This is a genomic window from Faecalibacterium sp. OM04-11BH, assembly GCF_003482185.1.
GTDB lineage: Bacteria > Bacillota > Clostridia > Oscillospirales > Ruminococcaceae > Faecalibacterium > Faecalibacterium tardum.
In genome coordinates, this window is record NZ_QULS01000014.1 from 61,747 (window position 1) to 85,942 (window position 24,196).

Below are 24,196 nucleotides of genomic sequence, written 5' to 3' on the forward strand. Positions count from 1 at the left end.
TCCTATTTTTACAGGCAGAGGACGGCATTTTTCCTGAAAGCTGTTGCCGCCGCTCTGGCTGAGTAAGCTGCTGCTTTAGGGCAAAAATCAACGCAAACAAAAATCGGGCAGACCGTGGTCTGTCCGATTTTTGCATTTCATGCTTCCTCAGCGGTTGGTCACATCGTGCCGGCTGGGCGAGCCCTCGGCAAAGGCGGCGGCGCTTTCCAGCACACCGCGCACCATGCTCTTCACGTCCTCGTAAGTGTAAAAGGCTGTGTGGTCGGTCAGGATCACGTTGGGCATGGCGCGCAGGGCAGCCAGCTCCGGGTTCGGGATCACATCGCCCATGCGGTCGTAGTAGTACAGGCCGTTCTCGTTTTCCAGCACGTCCAGACCGGCAGCACCCACCTGCCCGCTTTCCAGCGCAGCCAGCAGAGCGTCGCTGTCGATCAGCTTGCCGCGGGCGGTGTTCACGATGGTCACACCGGGCTTCATCTTGGCAAAGGCATCGGCGTTGAGCAGATGGTGGTTCTCCTCGGTAGCGTTAGTGTGCAGGGTGATGACATCGCTCTCCGCGATCAGGGTCTCCAGCGGCACATACTTTGCGATCTTCTTCACCTCATCGTTCTGGTACAGGTCGTAGGCCAGCAGCTCACAGCCAAAGCCGGACAGGTGCTTCAGCACGGTCTGCCCGATGCGCCCCGTGCCGATAACGCCCACGGTGCAGTTGGAGATGTCCCGGCCGATCTTGCCCTTCAGGGAGTAGTCCTGCAGCTCACCGCGCTTGAGGATATGCCCCGCCTTGCGCAGGCTCATCAGCATGAGCATAATGGCAAAGTTCGCCACACCGTTGGGGGGATAATCCACATTGGAAACCTTCATGCCCAGCTCCCGCGCCTTTTCCAGATCCACATGGTCGTAGCCGATGGAGCGGCAGCAGATGGCCTTCACCCCAAGGTCATGAAAGCGCTGCAGCATGGGTGCGCTCATATCACAGGGTGTCAGCGATACCGCATCGTAGCCTGCGGCCAACTGGGCGTTCTCCATGGTAGGATACGCCTCGGTATAGCCGTACTCAATGCCCCGCTGCTTTGCCAGATCCTCCAAGATGCCCTGCTCATCGTAGGGGCGCAGAGTATAGAAAAACACTTTGACTGCCATAAAATTCTCCTCCTGGTCCTTCTTTACCGGAATGCGTGCCTGTGCGGCGCAACCTGCATCTTTGTAAGTATGTCTTTATTGTAGCACGTTTACGGATGGAGGACAGCTTTTTCATAGTGAATTTTGTTCATTTTGTTGTTGAAGCGGTGCTTTCTGCCCCATGTGCGCAAAAAAGGTTGTCAAAACAGGAAAAACAGGGTATGATAGAAGCTGGATCGCAAAACTGTGATCCTTTAATACTGCTAAAGGAGTGTGCTTTGTTATGCGCGCCTATGAACGACTGCTTGATTACGTCAGGGTCTACACCACCTCGGACCCGGAGTCCGGCACCCATCCTTCCGCTGCGCGGGAGTTTGATCTGGCTCACAAGCTGGTGGAGGAGCTGAAGGCTCTGGGCGTGGAGGATGCCCGGGTGGATGAGCACTGCTACGTCTACGGTTCCCTGCCCGCCACCCCCGGCTGCGAGGAAAAGCCCGCACTGGGTCTGATCGCCCACATGGACACCGCCCCGGATGCCAGCGGCGAGAACGTGAACCCCATCCTGCACGAGAACTATGACGGCGGCGATGTGGTGCTGCCCGCCACCGGCAAGGTGATGAAGGTTTCCGCCTTCCCCTTCCTTGCTTCCATGAAGGGCGAGACCCTGATCACCACCGACGGCACCACCCTGCTGGGTGCAGACGACAAAGCCGGTGTGGCTGAGATCATGACCGCTGTGGAGACCGTCATCCGCGAGGGTCGCCCCCACGGCAAGCTGTGCATCGGCTTTACCCCGGACGAGGAGATCGGCGAGGGTGCCGATCTGTTCGATATCCCCGGCTTTGGTGCAGACTTTGCCTACACGGTGGACGGCGGCGATGCCGGTGACATCGAGTACGAGAACTTCAACGCCGCTGCTGCCACCGTGACGATCCACGGCTTCTCGGTGCACCCCGGCTCTGCCAAGGACACCATGATCAACGCTTCCAACGTTGCCATGGAGTTCCACGGCGCTCTGCCCGTGATGGCGCGTCCCGAGACCACCGAGGGGCGTCAGGGCTTCTACCACCTGTGCCAGATGTACGGCGACGTTACCACCGCAAAGCTGGGCTACATCCTGCGCGACCACGATGCCGCCAAGTTGCAGTTCAAGAAGGACAATATGCAGGACATTGCCGATTACCTGAACGGCAAGTACGGCGCAGGCACCGTGGAAGTGGAGATCAAGGACAGCTACCGCAATATGCTGGAAAAGATCAAGCCCCACTTCCATCTCATCGAGACCGCCCGTAAGGCTGTGCGCATGGCCGGTCTGGAGCCGGTGGAGGTGCCCGTGCGCGGCGGCACCGATGGCGCTACCCTCAGCTGGAATGGTCTGCCCTGCCCCAATCTGGGCACCGGCGGCTTCAACTTCCACGGCGTATGCGAGTGCACCACCGTGGAGCGGATGGACCGCTGCACCGAGATCGTGCTGAATATCATCTCTCTGTACGCAGAGTAATTTATTTTTAGATATAACAGAATAGGGCTGTAAAGTCTCCTGTAAAAAAGCAATGCCGGGCAACCTTCGAGCTGCCCGGCATTGCCTTAGCCAAAATCCTTTCCGTCAGCCCGAAGTAAAAAATAATCTTCCTTAAAGTATAGCCAAAGCGCACGCGGAGGCTATTCAAAATCGTCCCATGCTAAAAAACAGGCGGCTGCACAGTGCTTTGTGCAGCCGCCGCTTTTCATTTAACCTACGTTGATATGCCCCACCGGCATGATCTTGCGCTTGTTGTCGTCCGGTTTTGCGGTCAGGCTCATGGCAAAGGCCACCGGGCCTACACGGCCCATGAACATGACCAGCATATACAGGATCTTTGCCCCGTTGTTCAGCTGGCTGGTCACGCCCACGGAAAGACCCACCGTGCCAAAGGCCGAGCAGGACTCGAAGATGGCATCCACCACCGACACCGCGTCCGAGGTGTTGTAGTACACCACGATAGCCGAGCCGATGACCGCCACAGCGCCCAGCACGATAATGGTCAGCGCACGGTAGACGGTCTTGGACTCGATGTGGTGGTCAGCGATCACGCAGTCGTCGCGTCCCTGCGCCACGCTGCGGATGGTCAGGATGATGACCGCGAAGGTGGTCACCTTCACACCGCCGCCGGTAGAGCCGGGCGCTGCGCCGATGAACTGCAGCACGCTCATGAGCAGCTTGCTCAAGGTGCCGCAGGAGGCCAGATCCACCGTGTTCATACCGGCGGTACGGGTGGATACCGACTGGAACAGCGAAGCCATCACCTTGCCGGGCACCGACAGCCCGCCCAGCGTGGCGGGGTTGTTCCACTCCATCAGTCCCAGCCCCAGCGCACCGCCCAGCCATAAGATCACCGAGAAGGACAGCACCACCTTGGCGTGCAGGGACAGGCGGCGTTTCTGGTACCACTGGCACAGTTCCACCCAGACCATAAAGCCCAGACCGCCGGAGATGATCATGAATATGATCACCGCCTGCACATAGTAGTTGTTGACATAGGGCACCAGCGAGGAGTATGCCCCGAACCGTCCGAACAGGTCAAAGCCCGCATTGCAGAAGGCCGAAATGGCGGTGAACACGCTGATCCAGACGCCCTCCAGCCCGAACTGCGGCACAAAGGCGAACAGCAGCAGCAGAATGCCGATGCCTTCAAACATCGCTGCCAGCCCCACCACGATCTTCAGCACGCTTTTGGCCTGATCGTAGCCGTCCGCCGAAACGCTTTCGCCCAGCAACCGCAGATCTCGGAAACCCATGCGTCGGCGCATAGCCAGCGCAAAAAAGCTGGTAAGGGTAACAAGGCCAAGGCCGCCCACCTGAATGAGCAGCAGCACCACCGCCTGCCCGAACCATGTGAACTGCGACCATGTATCCCGCACCACCAGACCGGTAACGCAGGTGGCGCTGGTGGCTGTGAACATGGCGTTGAGCACATCCAGCCGTCCGTGCCTGCTGGCAATGGGCAAAGTGAGCAGCAGCGTGCCCAGCGCGATCACGATAATAAAGCTGACGCAGATGATCTGGGTCGGGGTGCTCAGTCCCAGCTTTCTCCGCCGGACCGACCTCTGGTGCCGCAGCTTTTTGCGGATATTTTTTATCTTTTCCATAGCATCCTCCCTGCGCAGCACGCAGCCGCTTTGCATTCCCTTATAGCATACACCATTTTGCCCGCAGGTTCAACTTGATTTTATAGCCTGGTTGCGGTATTATAATAAGGTACTGTGTTTTTGGGGGCTTTTCTGTGCCCTAAGGATGCAGACTCATGTCTCCGTAGCTCAGCTGGATAGAGCGTCCGCCTCCTAAGAATTCGGTCAACCTGATACCTTGGGTGCGGAAGTGATTGCTCTAATCAAAAGCAGGGCCGGGATTTGGAATTTCTTCGAGAAATTTTGATGCAACAAGTTTAACATTGTTCCGGTTGTAATGCAATCGGTCACTTTGTTGTGAAAAGCATTCCATGCAAAGTGCAAAAAAGTCAAAAATCAACGATAATACATATATGTCTCTATACCTCAGCTGGATAGAGGGTTCGCCTCCTAAGCGAAACGCCCCCGGTTCGAACCCGGGTAGGGACATCCTTTTAAGAAATGCAAAGGTCATTTTTCCATGTGAAAGACGATCTTTGCATTTTTCTTTTTTAACCTATCACCAAAATTAGCCAGCTAATGCCATTAGCAGAATTTTCGGTTCCAGCTAATAAAATCAGGCTTCCAGCTAATGAAGCCCCATAAAGCAGCTTTTGAACTCTGTTTTCTGGCTCTCTGCTAAAATTGGTAGCCGCTTTCCTGTAAATCCATGTAAATACAAGATAAACTGTGTAAATCTATTTTCCACATTCCTACCCGAAACCGTGCAAAACACTTTTTCTCCATACATAGCGCGTTCACTCGCTGTTCTCTCGGAACAGAAAGAGGAATGCGCTTTTTTGTTTTCGGGCTGAACTTCCCGAATCCGCCAAAGGAGGGTTTATCAATGAAAAAAGTTCTGACCGTCACGATGGACGGTATCCGCTACCACGCTTCCCGCCCGGCAGATTGCCGGCACTGCTTTTTCTGGAAGAACCGAAAGAAGGGCTGCGTTCTCGGCAAAGAGAACTGCTACTACCTGATCGAGCCGCCCAAAGGCCCCAGCAAGTGCGAAGGGTGCCCCTACAAGCGGGCAAAGCCCTGTGTACTGGTTCCCTGCTACAAAGACCTGATGGCACCGCTGGAGAAACGAGGTGATGCCAAGTGAGCCACAAGCGAAACGAAGCTCTTCGCCATGTCCAGCACTCTATGCACCATGTGATCGCCGCTGGCGAAGGTTCTGACCGTGCCCCGGACAGTTGCAAGCTGTGCCCATACTATCGACCCGATTTCAAGTTCCGCACCTGCCTGTATGCCCACTGCCCTTATAAGAAGCAGGTCAATGTATTCCGTTCCACACCTGAAAAATGGGATATTCTCTATGCCCGAAAAAAAGCCGACAAGAACCGCAGACCTTGATTACTTCTATGGGCAGTCCAGCGAGCTGTTCTCCTTCTACCGGATTCCCAAGCTGTTGTTTCAGGATAGCCGCTTCCAACCGCTTTCCACAGATGCCAAAACCCTGTACGGTATCCTGCTGGACCGCATGAGCCTTTCAGCCCGGAATGGTTGGTTGGACAAAGCTGGGCGGGTGTTCATCATCTATACTGTGCAGGAGGTGCAGGATTCACTGGGCTGTGCCGATAAAAAGGCCACCAAGCTGCTGCGAGAACTGGAAGAGTACGGCCTGATTGAACGCAAACGGAGGGGGCTGGGTAAGCCCGATCTCATCTATGTGAAGAATTTTTCGTCAGAATCGTCAAAACTACGCTTCCTGAATCGTGATAATGACGATTCTGGAGTCGTCCAGAATACGCTTCAAGACCCGGCCAAACTACGATGTAATAAGACTGAGCGAAATAATACAGAGATAAGCGATACTGATCCTATCTCTTCCGATGAAAACGACTGGATGAGCAAACGCGCCCAACTGGAAGAATATTTTTCGCAGTCTTTGGAGGTAGACCTTCTGCTCCGGCTCTGCCCGGACGATGAGGATACCATCTATCAGATCGTAGATTTGCTGGTGGACACCTGTGCCACCAACCGCAAGACGCTGCGCATTGCCGGGGACGATAAGCCCGCCGAGGTGGTACGCAGTCGCTTTATGAAGCTGAACGCTGACCATATCCACTTTGTGCTGAAGTGCCTTGCAGAGAACAGCAGCCCGATCCGAAACATGAAACAATACCTGCTTGCTTCTCTGTATAATGCACCCACCACGATGCAGCTTTTCTATCAGAACCAAACCAACCACGACTTAGCGATGCGGAGGTGATGAAAATTTCAAAGAAAGCAACCACAATAGCCATCGTCAACCAGAAAGGCGGCACCGGCAAGACCACCACCTGTGAAAATCTAGGCATCGGGCTGGCGATGGAAGGTAAAAAAGTCCTGTTGGTGGACGCTGACCCGCAGGGCAGCTTGACCATCAGCATGGGCTGGCAGCAGCCCGATGAACTGCCCACGACCCTTTCCACCCTGATGGCAAAAGCCATGAACGACCAGAGTATTCCGCCCGGCGAGGGCGTTCTGCACCATGCGGAGGGCGTTGACCTGATTCCAGCCAACATCGAACTGGCAGGGCTGGAAGTTTCCCTTGTCAACTGCATGAACCGGGAAAAGATGCTCAAGCAGGTGCTGGAAGGTGCAAAGCACGAATACGACTTTATTCTGCTGGACTGCACCCCTTCCCTTGGGATGCTGACCGTGAATGCACTGGCAGCAGCCGACACCACCCTGATTCCCGTGCAGGCGCAGTATCTTTCCGCAAAGGGTCTGGAACAGCTTTTGCAGACCGTGCAGAAAGTCCGGCGGCAGATCAACCCGAAGCTGAAAATCGAGGGCATCCTGCTGACCATGACCGACAGCCGCACCAACTATGGACAGCAAATCGACAACCTGATTCGAGGTGCCTACGGCAGCAAGATTAAAGTGTTCGACCAGACCATTCCGCGGTCTGTCCGTGCTGCGGAGATCAGTGCCGTGGGCAAGAGCATTTTCCAGCACGACCCCAAAGGCAAGGTGGCAGAAGCCTACCGCTCTCTGACGAAGGAGGTGATGGCGAATGTCGAAAGGCAGCTTAAACGTGTCGCTGAAAGGGGCAGATGACATTTTCTCCACCGAGGAATCACGACAGGAGCAGCAGCGAGAGCAGGTGCAGCAAATCCCCATTGGAGAGCTGTTTCCTTTCAAAAACCACCCCTTTAAGGTTTTGGACGATGAATCCATGCAGCGCACCGTAGAGAGCGTAGAGCAGTACGGTGTGCTGTCTCCACTGATTGCTCGCCCACGCCCGGAAGGTGGCTACGAGATCATCTCTGGGCACCGCCGTCAGCACGCTGCACAGCTTGCTGGGCTGGATGCCCTGCCTGTCATCGTCCGTCAGATGGATGATGATGCCGCAGTTTTGCTCATGGTGGACAGCAATCTCCAACGTGAAAACATCTTGCCCAGTGAAAGAGCTTTCGCCTACAAAATGAAGCTGGAAGCAATAAAAAATCAAGGTGCTAGGTCGGATTTAACTTCTGGACAAATTGTCCAGAAGTCGAAGTTGTCCATTGAACGGGTTGCGGAAGATGCTGGCGAGGGATATAAAACCGTCCAGCGTTTTATCCGCCTGACCAACCTTATTCCCGAATTGCTGGACATGGTAGACGAAAAGAAAATTGCCTTCAATCCCGCTGTGGAGTTGTCCTATCTGGACGAAAGCCAACAGCGGGATTTTTTAGAAGCGATGAACGACACCCAGAATGCACCGTCCCTTTCCCAAGCGCAGCGGCTTAAAAAGCTGGCGCAGGAAGGGCACTTTTCGTATGATGTTGCCTTTGCTGTCATGGGAGAAGAAAAAAAGGACGAGCTGGACAAGGTGGTCATCAAAAACGACACCCTGCGGAAATACTTTCCCCGCAGCTACACCCCGAAACAGATGGAGGACACCATCATCAAGCTGCTGGATCAGTGGCAACGCAAACAGCATCGGCAGAATGAACGCTAACACACATTTTGAATGTAAGACCCAACCGGGTCTTTCTTTTTTGCAAAAATTAGGAGAAAAAGCACTATGAACACTACCATTGATCTCAAGACCGCAAAGACCATCGAAGCCATGAACCAGAAAATCAACCACATGGACAATGCTGTGACCGACTTCTTCAACAAGATGAGCGATGTGCTGGAGCGGCAGCTCGGCGATGATGAAGTTTACGCCGCCGTGATTGCCCCGGAGGTCGAACTGACCATCACTCCGCTGTCGAATGTTCGCAGTTACCTGCCTTGCTTTGATGAAACTGATTCCTGCTACAGCATCAGCGAAGATGTGCCGCTGGCTCTCTGTTATGATCCTCGTCAGGTCATTACGCTGGCTGGCAAGCGTTACCTGTCCGGCGCAGTCATCTTTGTACGCTACGACACCGATGGCAATTTTGTTGCACTTACCACCGCCGACCTGTACCTGATCCAGTGTTATCTGGGCGAGAACAGTGTTCCTCTGATGGCTGGCCGCGAGAAGATGGTCTGCATCTGCATTGACTGAGAGGTGCAGTATGGATACTGAAATGACCTGCTATGCGAGTTTCGCAGAAGTCACGGAGGACTTTTACTGTTCCGCCGTTGATGTTTTGAAGATTCTGGTTCTCCGTCTGCACGACTACCATGCTTGTTGCTTCCATTCTCTGCGGGATGCTCTGTACGACTATTTTTCTACCGATGCCGCACCGCATACTCATGCCAATGTTTCCACTAAGCATACCGTTATCGCATCTTGCGTTCCTCGTCCTCCCTGAGAGATTTTTTCTCACAGTTCAGTCAATGTAGGAGGGTTGTTATGAATTTTATTTATTCGTTTATCATTTTTGAAGCTGGTGCCCTTTGTGGTTTTTTCATCGCCGCACTGATGAATGCCGCTCGTGCCGGGCAGGAGATCACCATCAAATTCGAGGAGGAAGATAATGGAGCAGAACGAGAACACTCTGTCGGTGCTGAAAATTGCACCGGGACAGTATCCGCAGCAGGTCGAGATCGATAACGACCTGAAAGCATTGCAGCAGGCTGTCGGCGGCTCCATCGGCGCAAGCTACCCTTTTGAAGATCCGGTTGCCATCGTCTACAACGATGATGGCAAGCTCATGGGTCTGCCGCTGAACCGTGCCCTGTGGGACGAGGACGGGCTGATGTACGATGTTATTGCCGGAACCTTTCTGGTGGTGGGGCTGGGAGAGGAAGATTTTGTGTCGCTCTCTCCGGAGCTGGCTCAGAAGTATGAAGAAGAATTCCATCAACCCGAAGCTTTTCTCCCTCTGGGGCGTCGCCTGATGGTCATTCCGGTGCCGGATGAATCGGTTCAGAATGACGCAGAAAAGGCCGTAAACAAGCCCCCGGTGGAACATGACCGCTAAGACGATTTTCTGCACAGGAGGTGGTAACGATGCAGGAAGAAATCGAGCATAAGACGGTCAACCTTGCCATCTCGACCACAAAACTGTCCGCCCGCACCCTGCTGCGCGGAATGCAGTTTCTGTTGCGGCAGTATGACAAGCACGCTTCGCAGGGCAAGCAGTCCATGAAGCGGTTGGTACGGCAGAACCGTGGCGTGACCAATGTGGAGATTCAGAAAACCGGCATCAAGGATTTTGACCGCTATGCTAAGCGGTATCACATCGACTACTCCATCCAGAAAGACCTGTCCTGCACGCCGCCCCGATATCTGGTCTACTTCAAGGCACAGGACACGGATGCCTTGAGCGCAGCGTTCAAGGAATATTCGGCATCGGTGCTGGATAAAACCAAGCGTCCTTCCGTGCTGGCAAAGCTGCATGATCTGGCGCAGTCCGTTGCAAATCTGCCGGACAAAGTGCGGCACAAGCAGGAGGAGCGTGGCCTATGAGCAAAAAGAAGCTTTCCAAGCTGCTGGCGCTCTATCTGCCCTATGTGGTGATTGGGCTTGTAGCTACCAATCTGGGCGAGGCTTGGCGGCTGGCTGTGGGCAAGGAACTGGGCGACAAAATCGTATCGCTGATGGATACGCTCCCGGCTGTATTTTCAAATCCGCTGCCCAGCCTGCACCCATTTGACTTGTTCATTGGTCTGTGCTGCGGTGCTGGAATGCGGCTGGCGGTGTACCTGAAAGGCAAAAACGCCAAGAAGTACCGCCACGGCATGGAGTACGGCTCTGCCCGGTGGGGCGGACCCAAAGATATCGAGCCGTTTATGGCTCCGAAGTTTGAGGACAATATCATTCTGACCAAAACAGAACGCCTGATGATGTCCAACCGCCCGCCGGACCCCAAGAATGCCCGAAACAAAAATGTGCTGGTAGTCGGCGGCTCCGGCAGCGGTAAGACAAGGTTCTTTATCAAGCCGAATCTGCTGCAATGTGATTCCAAGAATTTTCCGGTATCATTCGTAGTTACAGATCCGAAAGGTAGTATCGGCGTGGAATGTGGAGAAGCCCTGTTAAAGCACGGCTACAAGCTAAAATTCTTCAACACCATCAACTTTTCCAAGAGTATGCGCTATAACCCCATGGCGTACATCCACAGTGAAAAGGATGTTCTGAAACTCGTGACCGCACTGATGACCAACACCAAAGGTGAAGGTCAGGGCGGCGACCCATTCTGGGACAAAGCGGAACGGCTTCTGCTCGTTTCGCTGATCGCATACCTCCACTACGAAGCCCCTGTCGAGGAGCAAAACTTCGCAACACTGTTGGAAATGTTGAATACCATGCAGGTGTCTGAGGACGATGAAACTTATCAGAATCCAGTTGACCTACTGTTTGAGGATCTGGGCAAGAAGAAGCCAAAATCCTTTGCCGTGCGGCAGTACAAACTTTACAAGCTAGCTGCCGGTGATATATGCTCTAAGTGACTTCTTAATCATGATTTTGTCATGGTTAGTGAAGCAATCACTTAGAGCATTTTTGTTTCAGGAGGTACAACCATGAGAAATGAAAAAATTACCCCACTGTACGAGCGCCTGAGCCGGGACGATGAGTTACAGGGCGAGAGCAACTCCATATCCAACCAAAAACAGATGTTAGAGGATTTTGCCCGCCGGAATGGGCTGCCCAACCCTACGCACTTTTCCGATGATGGTATCTCAGGCACTCGTTTTGACCGCCCCGGATTTTTGGCGATGATGGAGGAAGTGGAGGCAGGGCGTGTAGAGGCAATCGTCATCAAGGACATGAGCCGGTTAGGACGCGACTATCTGAAGGTCGGTCAAGTTATGGAGGTTTTGCGGCAGCGAGGCGTTCGTCTGATTGCCATCAACGACGGTGTGGACAGTCTGAAAGGCGATGACGATTTTACCCCGTTCCGCAACATTATGAATGAATTTTACGCCCGTGATACCAGTCGGAAAATCCGCTCTGTGTTTAAGTCAAAAGGCATGAGCGGCAAGCACCTGACCGGCACTGTGATTTACGGCTACTTATGGGACGAAAAACGGGAGCATTGGCTGGTAGATGAGGAAGCTGCCGAAGTGGTACGCCGTATATTCTCCCTCACGCTGGAGGGATATGGGCCTTACCAGATCGCCTGCAAATTATCCACAGACCGGATTGAAATTCCTGTCGTACACCTTGCCCGCTTCAACGAGGGTGTGAACCGTTCAAAGCCGGTCAAAGACCCTTATGGATGGGGATCATCTACCATCGTGAACATTTTGAAAAAACGAGAGTATTTAGGGCATACCATCAATTTCAAGACCCGCAAGCACTTTAAGGACAAGAAAAGCCACTATGTTTCTGAGGACGAATGGACGATCTTTGAGAATACCCATGAAGCCATTATCGACCAGCAGACCTTTGATTTGGCGCAGAAAATCCGCAGCAATGTACGGCGTTATCCAAACGGCTGGGGCGAAGCGGCTCCCCTCACAGGATTGCTCTATTGTGCCGATTGCGGCGGCAAGATGTATGTCCACCGCACCAACAATGGCAAGAGGATTTCTCAATATACCTGTTCCAATTATACCAAAGTTCCGTGTGGGACACTATGCCCTACACAACACCGTATCAATGAGAGTGCTGTTCTGACATTGGTTTCCGACACGCTCCGGGCTATCGCTGAATATTCGAGAAATGACCGGACGGAATTTATTCACACTGTTCAGGAGACGCAGGTTGCTCAACAGTGTGCCGATATATCGAAAAAGCGCAGGCGTCTGGCTGCTGCCCAAAAGAGAGCCGGAGAACTGGAAAAACTGATTTGCAAAATCTATGAGGACAATGCCCTCGGCAAGCTGCCGGATGCACGATATAGGGCGCTCGATGCACAGTATGCCAAAGAGCAGGACGCACTTGAGATTGAAATTGCGGAGCTGGAAAAGGCTATTACCGGCTACGAGCAAAGCCAGAAATCAGCGGAGAAATTTATAGCCCTGATTGATAAGTACGAGAATTTTGACACGCTGACAAACACCATGCTCAATGAGTTTGTAGAAAAAATCCTTGTCCACGAACGCGCCCGAAAAGGCAGCCAGGACACCACGCAGGAAATTGAAATCTACTTCAATTTTTTAGGACGCTATATCCCACCATTCTTACAGCCGGTTCCTTTAACACCGGAGGAACAGGAAGAATTGCGAAAAAAAGAAGAACGCAAGGACAGGCTCCATCAGAATTATTTGAAGCGGAAAGCCAGCGGCGCACAGAAACAGTATGAGGACAAAATCAAGGCGAAGAAAAAAGCGGAAATGGACGCTAAGAAAGCCCTGATCCGGGCTGAGGATATGAAAAAAGGTGTTTTTTCTACTATCGGTCAGCTACCAAAAGAAAAACCGCGCAAAGGCAGCATAGCAGCCAGCGCAGCAGTCTAATCATCACGAAGTAAAGGAGAATGAATATGAGTAAGTTGACTTACATTCGTTGTGGAGATTATGATATACCCAACCTAAAACTTTCTGAACAGCCGGAAACTTCTATCGGCAAGTACGGCAGAATGCGAAAATCCTACCTAAAGGAACATCGCCCCATTCTCTACAACCAACTGCTGATGAGCGAGAAGCTGTATCCACACCTGTTAGAGATTGCCCGGACAGCGCAGGAGCGTGTGGAAACCATGTTGCCTCACATGATGGAGACTGCGGGTGTCACGGAAGAACTGAAAGCCTGTGACCCTATGCGTTGGGTGGGGCTGATGAACACATTAACGGCACAGATTGAGGAAATTTTAATCAGGGAACTGATTTGCAGCTGAATGGGAGGTGCGGGAAATGCTGACCTTTGAAAAGATTTTGAAAGTGTTTCAGGCATATCTGGATGATGATCCACTGTATGAGGTGGTTCAGACCAGCCACGGTTATACATTGATGGCATGGGAACCCCACCGGAATGACTGGTACAGCGCTGAAATACAGAAAACCCCGGAGGATTTACGGAACGCTTTGTTGGGTACATACGCCAACTTTCTGGAAGATAAGATTACTGGAAATGACCGTGACCTGACTGTGACAGAAACCGGAGAAATCCAGCAGAGGTGTCGGGAACTTTTGGAAAAGTGCCGGGAACCTTGATATAGAAATGCCAGAAGGAGGCCGCGATTATGCGTCCTCCTTCTGCTTCGCAGTCTGTTCCATTTTGAGCGCCCCATCTATGGCACCTTCGATAATCGGCAGGTATTCTTCAGGGCAAAGCTTCAGCTTGTGGCTGACCCGTTGCCGCTGTTCGCTTTCTTCTCGCATAATCTCCGGGTTAAAATACCGTTCCACGGGAAGTCCGCAGACCTTAATCAACTGGATCATCACAGGCAGGCTCGGAATCGCACCTTGATTCTCAATGTTGGCAAGATACCGCCATTCAATCCCAACCATTTCTGCCAATGTTTTTCGTGCCAGACGCTTTGCCTCTCGTGCAGCTTTGACATCTGCGCCGAAGGTTTCAAAACCGGGACAATCTTCAACTTTCGCCATATAACATCACCCATCTACATTGTATAATTCATACTTTGCCCGTGGAATGTTGCTATATGTATGTTAGTTGAAGTTTATAATTCGTATTCGCGCTTGCTTTGCAACACAGAGGTAACTTATAATTACAATAATCTTTCTAAATCTTGAGTTCTCCATAATAGATACATATTTCTCTGCTATACTTGAAAAATTGGAGGTGGAACAATGCAGAAGATTTTAATTGTCGAAGATGATATTGACATTCAGGATATATTGAAAAACCATCTGATTGATGCGGGATATGAAGTTGCTGTTGCTTCTGACGGCGTGGCGGGGATTGCAATGTTTGATGATACAATCGACCTTTTGCTGTTAGACATCATGCTCCCTAAAATCGACGGCTATGGTGTGTGTGAGGTCATTCGCAAAAGGTCACAAGTCCCTATTATTATGCTTACTGCGCTTTCGGATGAAGAAAACCAGTTGCGGGGTTTTGAACAGCAGATTGACGATTACATTCCAAAGCCCTTTTCGCCCAAAATCCTGCTGTGCAAGATTGCGGCTATTCTTCGCCGTAGGACTGTGGAAAATCAAAATCAATCCCTGCTTACTTATAAAGAGTTGAGTATGGATGTTGATGGATTCCATGTATATCAAGGCGGAAACGAGGTTGTTTTGACCAGCAAAGAGTTTGCGCTTCTTAGGCTTATGCTTGAAAATCAGGGAAAGGTCTTTACTCGGCAAATGCTACTTGACCGATTGTGGGCGGACGATTTGGAGGTCGAAGATCGGATCGTTGATAGTCACATAAAGAACATTCGCAAAAAGTTAAATGCTGACTATATAAAAACAATTAGAGGGGTGGGATACAGAATTGATAAGGAAAATTAAAACGAGCCTAACGGCAAAGCTCTTTTTAGCGACAACGGTTCTTTTGATTTTGGTATGTTTGCTTTCTGTTTTCAGTATGGCGAGATATATTCCCCAAACTTATAGCAATCGACTTAGTGCAGAATTGCAAAAGCAAGCAAATGATTTAGTGCCAGTATTGGAAAAGGCTGGTTCCTTAGAGGAATGTTATTCACTTGTTCAGCAATTCACCGCACAGACAAAAGCAACTGCCTATATTGAAGATGATTATGGAGATATTTTGTATTCAAGTGACAAATTGACGATAACAACAGACAAGGATTCTATTGCTACGATTCAAGAAAATCCTGATAGCGCAATTATTACAAGTGACGAATTACTGACAGAAGCAGGCTATGTGTTCACCCTGTTAGGTAGCGACTATACCCTTTATGTGCAAAGTGATACGGTGTCCGTCAATCAGGCAACAGAGGCGATTTGGCAAACCGTTCCGCTGGTTATATTGGGAATCTTCTTTATGTCCATCTTGTTTTCTGTCATTTACTCACGCTATATAACAAAACCGATTATTGAATTAAGCAGCACATCGCAAAAAATGGCCCAGCTCAATTTTGAGCCGCACGGAAATTCTAATCGTTCAGACGAGATAGGAATACTCTCGGACAGCTTAAATACTTTGGCGGATAATTTACAGCATACATTGGCAGAACTGAAAAAAAGCAATTCCGAGTTAGAGGCCGAAATATCAAAAGAGCGAGAACTTGAAAAAAAGCAACAGGAATTTTTCTCGGCGGCATCACATGAACTGAAAACGCCTTTGACAATTCTGAAAGGTCATTTAATGGGGATGCTCAATAAGGTCAAAGGATATGAAAATCAAGAGTCGTATATGGAGCGGTCGCTGGCCGTTGTTGAAAAAATGGAAACATTAGTGAAAGAACTGCTCTATGTATCTAAAACAGACGGAAAACAGAGAACAGAATATAAGACGATTGATTTTGCAGAGCTTCTTCGGGTACAAATAGCTGATGTGACCGATTTGCTGTCTGAAAAAGAAATCTCCCTTTCCGTGGATATTCCTGACAAAATCCTGTGTGATGCAGACCCGGCACAGATGGAACGAGCCATTCAAAATGTTTTGGTAAATGCCATTCGCTACTCACCGAATGGCGAGGCAATCTATATATCCTTATCGAACGATAAAAATACCGTTTCCTGCAAAGTTGAAAATACAGGCGTCCATATTCCAGAGGAAATGATACCCCATCTATTTGAAGCATTTTACAGAGCGGATACCTCCCGTAATCGTAATACTGGGGGAACAGGCTTAGGACTTTATATCGTCCGCAAAATCATGGAACTGCACCACGCAAAATATGGTATCCAAAACACAAGCAGAGGTGTGGTGTTCTGGCTTGAAATGCCGCAAGAAAGAGGTGCTATCAACTCCATCTAAACTCCATATTCCTTGCAAACTATATCCAAATCATTTTGTTATCTTATAGCTGTCCTCAAGAGGACAGCTATAATTTTTGAAAGCGAGGCAAAGCAAAATGGTAAAAGCTAAATTCGGAGCATTGGCTCTGACGGTATTGATGGGACTGGGTGCAGTAAGTCCCTTGCATGGGGTCACAGAAGCTCATGCGCTAAACGCACCTGTTGCCAATTCTGCACAGCAGAAAACGGTCGTGTCCACAACGGATGATTCCGATGGCGTTATGAGCTACAAGGACAAGGAGAGCGGAAAGACCTTTGTCAGCGAGGACAATGGCGCAAACTGGATGTCCGAAGAAGATTATAATAACAGCCATCCCGCAATCAACTACGAGTGGTGGACTTATGACGAGTACAAGGAATGGCTGGAACAGGAAAAGAAAACTCTTCAGGAAATGGCCGACGAGCACGCAATGGCCGAAACCAGCGAGGGCTCTTTCGAGTGGACGCAGGAAATGACAGACCAGTACATTGCCGAATATGAGCAGACCCTGGAGGACATCAAAAATGGGCTTCTCGTATCTAAGTCTGTGAATGGGGACGATGAGTGCATGACAACTTTCAATCCTAATTGGGTAGGCAGCACTACCGACTAACAGCCTATCATGTTGATTTAGAAACTGCCACACGACGGCAAAAGAAAAAAAGCCGTCGTACAGCAGCCATATCGACACGCCCATTTGAAGCGGCGGCTTTGATTTTCAGAGCCGCCGTTTCTTTTCGTCTACGCTAAACCAACGACGACCTAACACCGTGTAAATCCACGGCGGCACATAGGAGGATTGCCGCCGTGTCTATTTTTGCCTTTTTTCACAGTCCCCATGACCTGCACCAGCTAAAAAAAGCCTGTTCCCAGCAGCGGAGCAATGCGGTCAGAAGTATGCACTATACCATGTAACTAAACAGCAAAATATACTCTATTACGCTCGTATGGCTTTATGCCGTCCGGGCGCTTTTTTGTCTCTATGGAGCCGGAACATCGGGTCAGCATGGCCCGAACTTTATCCCCGGTGCCGTTCTCCGCCGCCCCATTCAGATTTTCCCGAAAAAATCTGAATGGAGGAAAGGCAGATGGAAGTTACCATCAATTATAACGGACAAGCTGTGGCCGTGGAGGTCACGCTGGAAGTCTATGAATTTCTTGACCGGGCAGATCACAAAACGGAGAACCTGTTCCATGAACAGCGGCGGCATTGGGATGGCCGGGAGTTTGACGAGTACATCATTACCACCGAGGGTGTAGGGGTCTACGGCGAAACGCCGGAGGAATACCTTTGCCGCATGGAAACGCTGCATGAGCTGATGGCTGTTCTGGACACCTGTACCGAGGCCCAGCGCCGTCGGTTCCTGCTCTATGCGCTTGACGGGCTGAGCCTTGCAGAGATCGGTGTGCTGTGCGGCTGCTCCAAAGTGGCTGTTTATCAAAGTGTGGAGGCGGTCAGAAAAAAATTTATAAATTTCTTTGAGAACAGGCTTAACGAATGACCTGTTTTCGGGCTACCAAGTGAAAGGGATTATTTCCCTTATCTCAGCGAGGGGCGGACAGCGGACAAGCTGCCCGCCTCTCCGATTTTCAGGAGGTAAGCCTATGAAAACAATCAATCTGCGGTGGATGTATCCCCACTACCGGCATGACGAGTTTGTGGATGTTACGGACGAGGTATGGGCAGCGATGTATCAGGCCAAGCGGGAGATGGAGAACTATGAGCGTCGGAAAGTCTACCACCGCGCCTACTACTCTCTGGACGCATACAGCTGGCTGGAAAATTACGCACTGGAACACAGCAGATCGCCGGAAGATATTTTGCTGGAACGAGAAGAAATGACCACCCGCCTGCACCTGATTGCAGCTCTGCCGGTGGCTCTGGCTCATGCCACTCCGACACAGGCCCGCCGAGTTCACGCCTACTACATTGCCGGTATCAAGCAGCCGGAAATCTCCCGGAGAGAGGGCGTCCACAGCAGCAAGGTCAGCGTTTCCATCCGTCGGGGGCTGCGGAATATGCGCCGTTGCTATGATGGCCTTTTCCAAACAGAGTGAGGGCGTGCCTATGCAGACCATCAATCTCAAACAATATTATCCATTTTGCAAAGAGGACATTTTTGTGGAGGTGTCCGATGAGATCGTCGAAGCGTTTCTTCTGGACAAGAGAGCCGAGGCCGCCAGAGATCGCAAGATGTTCCGGTATAAGGCGTTTTATTCCCTCGATTGTAACGATGGAATCGAAAATGCCGCCATCGGCTGGGCGCAGCCATCGCCGGAGGACTACCTGATAGAAAAAGAAGAATTAGCCGAATACGAAGAACTGATACGGCGATTGTACGAAGCCATTTCTTCCCTGCCGCCTATGCAGGCTCGCCGTGTCCACGCCCGCTATATGCTGGGTATGAAAGTGAAAGATATTGCCGCAATGGAGGGTATCACGCCATCACAGGCGGGAAAATCCATCCATGCCGCACTGCGGAGGCTGCGCCGGTACTTTGCGCGTCAGAAATGGACGGTCAATCTATGAGTATTTCCAAAGAAAAGAGGTGCCTGACATGAACGAAAAAATTACAGCCCACCCCCAAAAAGAAGAACGGGAGAAAGTCCTGAAGGAGATTCGGCGGCTTGAAAACCGAAAGAAGATTTTGGAGAACAAGCATCGGAACGAGGAACGCAAGGCCCGCACCCGCCGCTTGATTGAGCGCGGAGCCATTTTGGAGGGTATTTTTCCGCTGGCTTCCAACCTTTCCGGCGCAGAGGTCAAAGCATTTCTGATTGCCCTGTCCCATCTTCCGGGGGCTGCGGAATTGACTGCAAACCTGCCAAAATCCGGGGACACGCCATAAGTCCCTTGTTTACAAGGGCGCACTTATACACCGTTGCCGGTGTCGTGCGCCCTGCCGGGGCTGTTGCGTACTTCGTCCGCGATGGGGCGCTACGCTCCCCAAACCCCTTGTGCGCTCTGCGCAGCCAGACACCCGCTTTGCGTTTGTCCGGCTCCACAGAGACTGTTATCCCCTCACTGAAAGGAGGTGTTCCCCATAGATTTCTGTCATATCCCCGTCAGTATCATCAAGCGCAGTGCGGGCCGTTCTGCTGTTGCCGCAGCTGCTTACCGCAGCGGAACCAAGCTGACAAATGAATGGGATGGAATGACCCACGACTACACCCGGAAAGGCGGCATTGTCCATGCGGAGATCATGCTGCCTGCCCACGCCCCGCCAGAGTTTGCAGACCGCTCCACCCTCTGGAACAGCGTGGAGCAAATCGAGAAAGCAAGGGACAGCCAGCTTGCCCGTGAGATCGAGGCAGCTCTGCCCCGCGAACTGTCCATAGAACAGCAGCTTGCCCTTGTCCGGTCCTATGTGAAGGACAACTTTGTAGACAAAGGAATGTGCGCCGACTTTGCTATCCATGACAAGGGAACCGGCAACCCTCATGTCCATATCATGCTGACGCTCCGGCCTTTGAAAGAAAATGGACAGTGGGGCGCAAAGTGCCGCAAGGCATACGACCTGGACGAAAACGGCCAGCGTATCCCGGACGGGAAAGGCGGCTGGAAGAACCACCGGGAGGACACCACCGACTGGAACGACAAAGGGAATGTGGAGATTTGGCGGGCGGCATGGGCGGCCTGCACCAACCGGGCATTGGAGGCTGCCGGTCAGCCCGCCCTGGTAGATCACCGCAGCTACAAGCGGCAGGGCATTGATAAGATTCCCTCTGTCCATATGGGGCCAGCCGCCAGCCAAATGGAAAAGCGCGGTATCCGCACCGACAAGGGCGAAGTAAACCGGCAGATCGCCGCCGACAACAAGCTGCTGAAAGAAATCAAAGCCCGCATTACTCGGCTTTATCGCTGGTCGAAAGCCGAAGCGGAAAAACCACAAACACAGCAAAGCAGCTTGACCGCCTTGTGGGAGGCCCAGCAGCAGTTGAACGCTCCCCGCACCCGCACCGGCAAAATCCGGGCTTTGCAGGAAAGCGCTGCACTATTCAGCTTTTTGCAGGCAAACGGCATCCAGTCTATGCAGCAGCTTCATGAAAAAATCGCTGATATGAACAGCCGTTACTATGACCTGCGCGGAAAGATTGTCAAGGCCGAGCGCCGGATCACTACCCTTACCGAGCGCGGGGAGATGTGGGAACAGTACAACCAGTACAAGTCCATCCACAAGCAGCTTGCCAAAGTAAAGCCGGAAAAACGGGAACAGTTTGAACAGCGCCACAGCCGGGAACTGATTCTGTATGACGCAGCGGCCCGGTATCTGAAAGAACTGAAAGACAGCGGCGAGGCAATCACCCCAAAGGCATGGCAGCTGGAAATTGACCAGCTGGCCGCTGGAAAGCAGACGGACACGCTTGCCATGAAAGCCCTGCGGGAGGATTTGAAAGCAGTGGAACGGCTCCGCAAAACCGCCGAGCAGCTGTCCAGACAGGAACGGGACAAGTCTCACGACCGTGGGTCGGATCGGTAAAGGATACTGCGTTTTGGCGTACCCCTGTCAAGTGCGTCGCATTTCACGACATACTTTTGCACACAGAAAAACCGCCGTACAGGTTTCCCCATACGGCGGCAGACTGTTTATTTGCCGAACAAGTCGCTGTGTGTGCCGGTGCGGGCCAGCGTCAGCACCAGAACATCATCTTCTATGCGGTAGACAAGCAGCCAGTCCGGGAGAATGTGACATTCCCGATGGCCTGCCCAATCGCCGGATAGGTCATGGTCACGGTTCTTATCCGGCAGCGGTTCGCCCATCGCCAGCAACGCTACGACCTGCTCCAGCACCTCGATCTTCAAGCCACGCTTGATGGCTCGTTTGTAGTCTTTTTTGAAACTGGTCGTGTACTTGACGGTATATTTGGTTTCTTTCATCTTTTCAGGTCAGCAAACAACTCGTCAAGGTCATTGTAACCCTTTACAGACGGGTCTTTTGCAATCCTTTCCGCTTCCAGCATGGCAGCAACCGTTTCTTTGTTCGGCTGTTCCAGCCTTACCTCAAAGGGAATGCCGCCTTCACGAAGCGACTGGCGCACAAAGATGTTAAACGCCGTAGTCAGGTTCATGCCAAGTTCAGTAAACAGTGCGTCCGCTTGCGCTTTCAAATCTGCGTCCATGCGGATACTGATGTTTGTGGTATTTCCAGCCATACGATCAACCCCTTTCTGCTGGCAATTATAGTATATGCCATTTGCACGAAGAAAACAATGCTTTGCACGAATATTTAACAATAAATTCATTCAAGGAGGATACCTGCTTTATGAAAGAAATCATTTATGAAGAACAACAAGTCTGAACCTATCCCCGTCATGGATTACCGCCAGTACCGCAGAGTGCGGAGGCTGGTGCATGAGTGCTGTAACTACATCGACGGAAACTGTATCGCCCTGGACGATGGGGAGAAATGTGTCTGTGTCCAGTCCATTTCCTATTCCCTGTTGTGCAGGTGGTTTCGGACGGCGGTATTGCTGCAGGATAAGGAACTGGAAACGGCGCTGTTCCACCGGATGAATGCGAAGAAATGCGCCGTATGCGGGGCGCTGTTTACCCCCGGTTCCAACCGGGCCAAATACTGCCCGGAATGTGCCGCACGCATGAAGCGGATCAACGCCGCAAAGCGCAAGCGGAAACAACGGGAGAAATGTCACGCTTTAGGGGCTGAAAAACCCTTGTAAATCAAGGATTTTTTCGAGGGTGTCAAAGGCAGGCTGATAGATTTATCCTCCGACCCCTAAAACGGCCTTAAAATGCGTACAGAATCCCAAGAGAAACCCCAAGGAGGAACCCTATGTCAGACAACCGAAAATATTATTACCTGAAACTCAAAGAAAACTATTTTGACGATGATTCCATCGTGCTGCTGGAAAGTATGCAGGATGGTGTGCTGTATTCCAACATTCTGCTCAAGCTGTATCTGAAATCGCTGAAACATGGCGGGCGGCTCCAGCTTGACGAGGACATCCCTTACACGGCGCAGATGATCGCCACCATCACCCGCCAGCAGATCGGCACTGTGGAGAGAGCCTTGCAGATCTTTTTGAAGCTGGGCCTTGTGGAAGTGCTGGACAGCGGCACATTCTACATGAGCAACATCGAACTTTTAATCGGCCAGTCCTCTACCGAGGCTGAGCGAAAGCGGGCTGCGAGGCTCCAAAATAAGGCTCTTTCTGCGCCCCGGACAAACGGCGGACATTTGTCCGACATTCGTCCACCAGAGATAGAGATAGAGTTAGAGAAAGAGATAGAGATAAAGAGAGAGATAGAGAAGGGACACCCCGCCCCCGCCTATGGCCGTTACCAGAATGTTTTCCTGACGGACGGGGAACTGGCAGACTTACAGGCCAGCTTTCCCACTGTATGGGGCCAGTACATCGAAAAGCTGTCCGAGTACATGGCTTCTACCGGCAAGCGGTATCAGAGCCATGCTGCCACCATCCGGCGCTGGGCCGGTGAGGATGCGAAGAAAGCAGCCCCGCCCACCCGCAACCGGGATTACAGCGTAAAGGAGGATGAAACCGTATGATTGAGATTACCGCAGAAATCCGGGCGCTGATCGACAAGGCAGCCGCCGGTGTGGAACTGGCCGGGGACGAGTACATAGACCCGGCAGACGGCCTCATTCACTGTAAGAAATGCGGCGGCCAGAGGCAGACCGTTGTGCCATGCTTTGGGAAATCCGGCTACTTTATGCCGCGCTGCATCTGCCAGTGCCAGCGGGAGGCTGAGGAGCAGCGCAAGACTGCTGAAGAACGGCAGCGCCGCATGGAGCGTATCAAACGCCGGAAGGCCCAGGGCCTGCAAGACCGCTATCTGTACGACTACACCTTTGCCAACGACAACGGCCAAAACCCATTGATGGACAAGGCCCGCGCCTATGTGGAGAACTGGAAGGAGGCATATAAAAACAACACCGGCCTGCTGTTGTTCGGGGATGTGGGAACCGGCAAGTCCTTTTTCGCCGGTTGTATTGCCAACGCCCTGCTTGACCGGGATGTGCCGGTGCTGATGACGAACTTCCCCACCATTCTGAACCGCCTGACCGGGATGTTCTCTGAGGACAGGTCAGAGTTTATTGCCAGCTTTGACGAGTATGACCTGCTTATCATTGACGATCTGGGTGTAGAGCGCAGTACCGAATATGCCATGGAGCAGATGTTTTTCGTCATTGACAGCCGCTACCGCAGCCGCAGACCTATGATTATCACAACAAACTTGAAACTGTCCGAGCTGAAGAATCCGCCTGATCTGGCCCACGCCCGTATCTATGACCGTATTTTGGAACGGTGTGCGCCGATCCTCTTTGACGGGAAGAATTTCCGGGAAGAAAATGCCGGTGCTACCCGACAGACAGCAAAAGACATTGTAAACAGTAAGCACGACTGATTTTTTACCGGGCGGCACAGACCCGTTCGGAGAAAGGAGCGCCATGAACAAAGAACCCCGTACTATGCAGGTGGCAGACGCCGTTACTGCGTCCAGAGCGCCGGAAAACACGCCGGCGATGGTAAAGAAAATCGGCAAGACAACCTACAAGGTTCATGTCCATTTCAGCAATACCAGCACAGAAACCATGAGCGATAAAATCAAGCGTATGCTCAAAAATGAAATTCAGCAGATGTGACAGACTGATAAACGAAGCCGCCTTGTGCTAAACTGATGATGGTACGCACCAAAATTTTTGTCAAGGAGGACACGAAAATGCTTTACACAGAAAAAGAGAAGCATGAAATTGAACGAGTAAAGGA

At 51.7% G+C, this 24,196-nt stretch carries 31 protein-coding genes, 1 tRNA gene and 1 pseudogene; 28 read left to right on the forward strand and 5 right to left on the reverse strand.

The genetic code is table 11. The features are described 5' to 3' along the window. Positions 1 to 147 precede the first annotated feature (147 nt). Positions 148 to 1,143, reverse strand: coding sequence for a D-isomer specific 2-hydroxyacid dehydrogenase family protein (locus tag DXB44_RS11630; RefSeq protein WP_055186504.1), 996 nt, complete (start codon positions 1,141 to 1,143; stop codon positions 148 to 150). A gap of 262 nt (positions 1,144 to 1,405) precedes the next feature. Between DXB44_RS11630 and pepT the strand changes: the two genes are divergently transcribed. Further along, the gene (gene pepT, locus DXB44_RS11635; protein WP_055186503.1) at positions 1,406 to 2,623 is read left to right on the forward strand and encodes a peptidase T; all 1,218 of its coding nucleotides are present in this window, start codon (positions 1,406 to 1,408) and stop codon (positions 2,621 to 2,623) included. Between the two features lie 230 nt (positions 2,624 to 2,853). Here the strand turns inward: pepT and DXB44_RS11640 are convergent, their stop codons facing one another. Next, positions 2,854 to 4,251, reverse strand: coding sequence for a potassium transporter TrkG (locus DXB44_RS11640; protein WP_118658831.1), 1,398 nt, complete (start codon positions 4,249 to 4,251; stop codon positions 2,854 to 2,856). 394 nt (positions 4,252 to 4,645) lie between these two features. Between DXB44_RS11640 and DXB44_RS11645 the strand changes: the two genes are divergently transcribed. The 15 genes and pseudogenes from DXB44_RS11645 (at position 4,646) to DXB44_RS11710 (ending at position 13,725) form a co-directional block, all read left to right on the forward strand. After that, a tRNA-Arg gene (locus DXB44_RS11645) sits at positions 4,646 to 4,719 on the forward strand. 397 nt (positions 4,720 to 5,116) lie between these two features. Beyond that, positions 5,117 to 5,377, forward strand: a complete 261-nt coding sequence (locus DXB44_RS11650) for a hypothetical protein (RefSeq protein WP_005945283.1) — start codon at positions 5,117 to 5,119, stop codon at positions 5,375 to 5,377. Continuing rightward, positions 5,374 to 5,628, forward strand: coding sequence for a hypothetical protein (locus tag DXB44_RS14460; protein ID WP_005924919.1), 255 nt, complete (start codon positions 5,374 to 5,376; stop codon positions 5,626 to 5,628). Before DXB44_RS11650 ends, DXB44_RS14460 begins: the two co-directional genes overlap by 4 nt. Further along, a complete protein-coding gene (locus DXB44_RS11655) occupies positions 5,591 to 6,487 on the forward strand; it encodes a DUF6017 domain-containing protein (RefSeq protein ID WP_118658841.1) in 897 nt (298 codons plus the stop codon). Before DXB44_RS14460 ends, DXB44_RS11655 begins: the two co-directional genes overlap by 38 nt. After that, positions 6,487 to 7,320: a ParA family protein gene (locus tag DXB44_RS11660; RefSeq protein ID WP_118658832.1), complete on the forward strand. Its 834-nt coding sequence runs from the start codon at positions 6,487 to 6,489 to the stop codon at positions 7,318 to 7,320. The genes DXB44_RS11655 and DXB44_RS11660 overlap by 1 nt, the downstream gene beginning before the upstream one ends. Then, on the forward strand, positions 7,277 to 8,206 hold the full coding sequence (locus tag DXB44_RS11665) for a ParB/RepB/Spo0J family partition protein (RefSeq protein ID WP_118658833.1): 930 nt from the start codon (positions 7,277 to 7,279) through the stop codon (positions 8,204 to 8,206). The genes DXB44_RS11660 and DXB44_RS11665 overlap by 44 nt, the downstream gene beginning before the upstream one ends. Before the next feature lie 66 nt (positions 8,207 to 8,272). After that, entirely contained in the window at positions 8,273 to 8,743 is a 471-nt protein-coding gene (locus DXB44_RS11670; RefSeq protein WP_118658834.1) for a hypothetical protein, read from the forward strand. Positions 8,744 to 8,753: 10 nt separating this feature from the next. Next, positions 8,754 to 8,993 carry a hypothetical protein gene (locus tag DXB44_RS11675; RefSeq protein ID WP_117553877.1) on the forward strand — a complete coding sequence of 80 codons (240 nt, stop codon included), beginning with the start codon at positions 8,754 to 8,756 and terminating at the stop codon, positions 8,991 to 8,993. 41 nt (positions 8,994 to 9,034) lie between these two features. Then, positions 9,035 to 9,235 carry a hypothetical protein gene (locus DXB44_RS11680; RefSeq protein ID WP_117553876.1) on the forward strand — a complete coding sequence of 67 codons (201 nt, stop codon included), beginning with the start codon at positions 9,035 to 9,037 and terminating at the stop codon, positions 9,233 to 9,235. Then, positions 9,159 to 9,605 carry a DUF3846 domain-containing protein gene (locus tag DXB44_RS11685; RefSeq protein ID WP_055186031.1) on the forward strand — a complete coding sequence of 149 codons (447 nt, stop codon included), beginning with the start codon at positions 9,159 to 9,161 and terminating at the stop codon, positions 9,603 to 9,605. The genes DXB44_RS11680 and DXB44_RS11685 overlap by 77 nt, the downstream gene beginning before the upstream one ends. A gap of 29 nt (positions 9,606 to 9,634) precedes the next feature. Next, positions 9,635 to 10,093: a PcfB family protein gene (locus DXB44_RS11690; RefSeq protein WP_015536851.1), complete on the forward strand. Its 459-nt coding sequence runs from the start codon at positions 9,635 to 9,637 to the stop codon at positions 10,091 to 10,093. After that, positions 10,090 to 11,058, forward strand: a pseudogene (locus DXB44_RS11695) (type IV secretory system conjugative DNA transfer family protein); the annotation flags it as partial. The gene DXB44_RS11690 and the pseudogene DXB44_RS11695, both read left to right, overlap by 4 nt. A gap of 90 nt (positions 11,059 to 11,148) precedes the next feature. Further along, positions 11,149 to 13,029 carry a recombinase family protein gene (locus tag DXB44_RS11700; protein WP_118658835.1) on the forward strand — a complete coding sequence of 627 codons (1,881 nt, stop codon included), beginning with the start codon at positions 11,149 to 11,151 and terminating at the stop codon, positions 13,027 to 13,029. A 26-nt stretch (positions 13,030 to 13,055) separates the two neighbouring features. Further along, positions 13,056 to 13,409: a TnpV protein gene (locus tag DXB44_RS11705; RefSeq protein WP_117950536.1), complete on the forward strand. Its 354-nt coding sequence runs from the start codon at positions 13,056 to 13,058 to the stop codon at positions 13,407 to 13,409. A 16-nt stretch (positions 13,410 to 13,425) separates the two neighbouring features. Then, positions 13,426 to 13,725, forward strand: coding sequence for a hypothetical protein (locus DXB44_RS11710; RefSeq protein WP_004612693.1), 300 nt, complete (start codon positions 13,426 to 13,428; stop codon positions 13,723 to 13,725). Between the two features lie 27 nt (positions 13,726 to 13,752). Here the strand turns inward: DXB44_RS11710 and DXB44_RS11715 are convergent, their stop codons facing one another. Further along, on the reverse strand, positions 13,753 to 14,121 hold the full coding sequence (locus tag DXB44_RS11715) for a helix-turn-helix transcriptional regulator (protein ID WP_005933665.1): 369 nt from the start codon (positions 14,119 to 14,121) through the stop codon (positions 13,753 to 13,755). A 204-nt stretch (positions 14,122 to 14,325) separates the two neighbouring features. Between DXB44_RS11715 and DXB44_RS11720 the strand changes: the two genes are divergently transcribed. The 8 genes from DXB44_RS11720 to mobQ all read left to right on the forward strand — a co-directional run bounded on the left by DXB44_RS11720 (position 14,326) and on the right by mobQ (position 20,928). Then, entirely contained in the window at positions 14,326 to 14,991 is a 666-nt protein-coding gene (locus DXB44_RS11720) for a response regulator transcription factor (RefSeq protein WP_117456766.1), read from the forward strand. After that, on the forward strand, positions 14,975 to 16,426 hold the full coding sequence (locus tag DXB44_RS11725; RefSeq protein ID WP_118658836.1) for a HAMP domain-containing sensor histidine kinase: 1,452 nt from the start codon (positions 14,975 to 14,977) through the stop codon (positions 16,424 to 16,426). Before DXB44_RS11720 ends, DXB44_RS11725 begins: the two co-directional genes overlap by 17 nt. 232 nt (positions 16,427 to 16,658) lie before the next feature. Beyond that, positions 16,659 to 17,060, forward strand: coding sequence for a hypothetical protein (locus DXB44_RS11730; RefSeq protein ID WP_147366454.1), 402 nt, complete (start codon positions 16,659 to 16,661; stop codon positions 17,058 to 17,060). Positions 17,061 to 17,535: 475 nt separating this feature from the next. Next, the gene (locus DXB44_RS11735) at positions 17,536 to 17,949 is read left to right on the forward strand and encodes a sigma factor-like helix-turn-helix DNA-binding protein (protein ID WP_007860240.1); all 414 of its coding nucleotides are present in this window, start codon (positions 17,536 to 17,538) and stop codon (positions 17,947 to 17,949) included. Between the two features lie 103 nt (positions 17,950 to 18,052). After that, positions 18,053 to 18,505, forward strand: a complete 453-nt coding sequence (locus DXB44_RS11740; protein ID WP_012816195.1) for a sigma-24 (feci) — start codon at positions 18,053 to 18,055, stop codon at positions 18,503 to 18,505. 10 nt (positions 18,506 to 18,515) lie between these two features. Further along, positions 18,516 to 18,977: a sigma factor-like helix-turn-helix DNA-binding protein gene (locus DXB44_RS11745; protein ID WP_009296689.1), complete on the forward strand. Its 462-nt coding sequence runs from the start codon at positions 18,516 to 18,518 to the stop codon at positions 18,975 to 18,977. A 28-nt stretch (positions 18,978 to 19,005) separates the two neighbouring features. After that, a complete protein-coding gene (locus DXB44_RS11750; protein ID WP_118213134.1) occupies positions 19,006 to 19,296 on the forward strand; it encodes a DUF3847 domain-containing protein in 291 nt (96 codons plus the stop codon). 186 nt (positions 19,297 to 19,482) lie between these two features. Beyond that, a complete protein-coding gene (gene mobQ / locus DXB44_RS11755) occupies positions 19,483 to 20,928 on the forward strand; it encodes a MobQ family relaxase (RefSeq protein ID WP_118658838.1) in 1,446 nt (481 codons plus the stop codon). Between the two features lie 107 nt (positions 20,929 to 21,035). Here mobQ and DXB44_RS11760 read toward each other — a convergent pair whose 3' ends face one another. Continuing rightward, the gene (locus DXB44_RS11760) at positions 21,036 to 21,326 is read right to left on the reverse strand and encodes a type II toxin-antitoxin system YafQ family toxin (RefSeq protein WP_066085058.1); all 291 of its coding nucleotides are present in this window, start codon (positions 21,324 to 21,326) and stop codon (positions 21,036 to 21,038) included. Continuing rightward, complete coding sequence (locus DXB44_RS11765; RefSeq protein ID WP_005924829.1) at positions 21,323 to 21,601, reverse strand: type II toxin-antitoxin system RelB/DinJ family antitoxin; 279 nt, start codon at positions 21,599 to 21,601, stop codon at positions 21,323 to 21,325. The genes DXB44_RS11760 and DXB44_RS11765 overlap by 4 nt, the downstream gene beginning before the upstream one ends. A 126-nt stretch (positions 21,602 to 21,727) precedes the next feature. Here DXB44_RS11765 and DXB44_RS11770 point away from each other — a divergent pair, with 126 nt between their 5' ends. From DXB44_RS11770 to DXB44_RS11785, 4 genes are all read left to right on the forward strand, one after another. Beyond that, positions 21,728 to 22,126, forward strand: a complete 399-nt coding sequence (locus DXB44_RS11770; protein WP_118522289.1) for a cysteine-rich VLP domain-containing protein — start codon at positions 21,728 to 21,730, stop codon at positions 22,124 to 22,126. Positions 22,127 to 22,239: 113 nt separating this feature from the next. Next, positions 22,240 to 22,974 (forward strand): phage replisome organizer N-terminal domain-containing protein, encoded by a 735-nt coding sequence (locus tag DXB44_RS11775; RefSeq protein ID WP_118658839.1) that lies wholly within the window; start codon positions 22,240 to 22,242, stop codon positions 22,972 to 22,974. Further along, positions 22,971 to 23,834: an ATP-binding protein gene (locus tag DXB44_RS11780; RefSeq protein ID WP_118658840.1), complete on the forward strand. Its 864-nt coding sequence runs from the start codon at positions 22,971 to 22,973 to the stop codon at positions 23,832 to 23,834. Before DXB44_RS11775 ends, DXB44_RS11780 begins: the two co-directional genes overlap by 4 nt. Positions 23,835 to 23,877: 43 nt before the next feature. Beyond that, positions 23,878 to 24,072: a transposon-encoded TnpW family protein gene (locus DXB44_RS11785; RefSeq protein ID WP_002596333.1), complete on the forward strand. Its 195-nt coding sequence runs from the start codon at positions 23,878 to 23,880 to the stop codon at positions 24,070 to 24,072. Positions 24,073 to 24,196: the final 124 nt, after the last annotated feature.